The sequence below is a fragment of the Xanthomonas axonopodis genome, assembly GCF_001304695.1.
Classification (GTDB): Bacteria; Pseudomonadota; Gammaproteobacteria; order Xanthomonadales; family Xanthomonadaceae; genus Xanthomonas; species Xanthomonas axonopodis.
Map to the genome: position 1 here is coordinate 1 of NZ_JFAQ01000251.1, position 1,742 is coordinate 1,742.

1 protein-coding gene and 2 pseudogenes are annotated in these 1,742 nt (G+C 62.5%); all 3 read right to left on the reverse strand.

Annotation, left to right across the window (positions count from 1 at the left end; translation table 11 throughout):
* Nucleotides 1-76: 76 nt before the first annotated feature.
* Nucleotides 77-274, reverse strand: a pseudogene (locus XAXN_RS22810) (hypothetical protein); the annotation flags it as partial.
* 218 nt (nt 275-492) lie between these two features.
* Nucleotides 493-1,137: a histidine phosphatase family protein gene (locus tag XAXN_RS18870; protein WP_042823179.1), complete on the reverse strand. Its 645-nt coding sequence runs from the start codon at nt 1,135-1,137 to the stop codon at nt 493-495.
* A gap of 92 nt (nt 1,138-1,229) precedes the next feature.
* A pseudogene (locus XAXN_RS18875) lies at nt 1,230-1,580 on the reverse strand (S46 family peptidase); the annotation flags it as partial.
* Nucleotides 1,581-1,742: the final 162 nt, after the last annotated feature.

Here is a 1,742-nt window from a genome sequence, read left to right on the forward strand (position 1 = left end):
GGACGGGGGGACGTCGCATGCACCATGATCGGCTGACCCAGGTTTCCGAGGCTTGGGGATGGCTGGCTGAAGCAAAGGTGCTACTCCGGCGACTGACTGCTTGATTATGTAAACACCCTCTTAGTGCGATACCCATCGCCAAGGCCGGCCACTTCCAATAGCGCCCTTGAAGGAACTCGACGGGGATAAATGTAGCGAGCAGGCTCGGCGGAATAAGCCCGAGCATCACGAAGACAGAGGCAACCTTCTTCAAGGCGAACAGCTTTGGTCTCACCGAACTGATCCTTCAGGGGAATGCACAGATGCGCAGGCTACGCAGCGGCCAGCAAACGCTGGAGGGCGGGACCAAACAGCCCTCTTCTAAACATGCAAATTTGAAGATGACGCATGCATTGCAAGCAGCAATGCATGGAGATCAATCTCGAGCACCTGAATGTTGGCAGCGTGAGGACTGTAAGAATTATTCCTGAGAGCAACACGCCACCACCAGGCCTACAGCGCCCGATGCTTTGCCTCACCAAAGAACGGTGTGTGGTGCGCGCAGTCGTTGAGGCGCACCACTTCGAGATGCTCGACGTCATCACCTTCGAGCAGGTTCAGGGTGGTCGGGGCCTGGCGGAAGCTCCATAGCCTGGACAACGGCAGACCCAGGATCTTGCACAGGATCACGCGATTGACCGCATCGTGCGCAACCACCAGCAAGGTGTCGTCGGCGCCCAACCCATCGGCGGCGCGCACCAGGCCGCGCCAGCTGCGATCGAGCACCTGACGCAGCGATTCGCCACCTGGCATCAACACGGTATCGGGCTCTTCGCGCCAGGCGCGCAGACGTGCTGGATCTTTGTCGTTGATCTCGCTGGCCAGCAGGCCTTCCCATTCGCCGTGCGCAATTTCCTGCAGGTCGGCATCGGTCTGCAGCAGGGCTTGGCGCGCAGCGCCCAACGCGGCTTTGGCAGTGGCCTGCGCGCGCGACAACGGCGATGCCACTGCACGGTCGATCTGCAGCGAGTGCAGCCGTTCGCCCAATGCGCGCGCCTGGCCTTCGCCGACCGGCGAAAGCGGAATATCGATCTGGCCCTGGTAACGGCCTTCGGCGTTCCACGGCGTCTCGCCGTGACGAGCAAGCAGGATGCGCATGCGCTGGGAGTTCCTTGGGGGAGGGGCCCGCTCGCCGCAGCGAAAACGGGACCGCATGATAACCCCTGCCGCCCCCGCGCCGGCCGCCGGCGTCAGCGCACGCCGAGCTCCTTCAACAGCTGTGGCGCCGGAGCGACCTCGGTCATGATCCAACGCAGATAGCGGCTGTCCACGGCAATCATGCGGGTCATTGCCGGGTCGAAGATCCAGTTGCTGCTTACCGACTCCCAATTTCCATCGAACGCCAGGCCGACCAGCTTGCCCTGCGCGCCCATCACCGGCGAACCGGAGTTGCCGCCGGTGATGTCCAGGTCCGACAGGAAGTTGACCGGCACCGAGCCCAGGCGTTTATCCTCCAGGCCAGCGTAGCGCTTGGCCTTGACCGCGTCCAGCAGGGCCTTGGGCGAATCGAACGGATCGGCGCCGGCCTCCTTGGCGGTCACGCGGCCGACTAAGATCAAGTGCAACACGCTTGCACTGCATCCCGTGATTCCCTCAGCGCGCCTGTTCTCGCGGTCGACTCTAAGAGCGGCTAACAAAACCCAGGAAGCATGCGTAAGCAAATGATGGAGCATGCAAGCGAGAGCCGACGTCCCCCCGTCCTG

What these genes read in the sequence shown, in the direction of transcription:
- XAXN_RS18870 (WP_042823179.1), bottom strand. Translation starts at nt 1,137, where the DNA reads ATGCGCATCCTGCTTGCTCGTCACGGCGAGACGCCGTGGAACGCCGAA.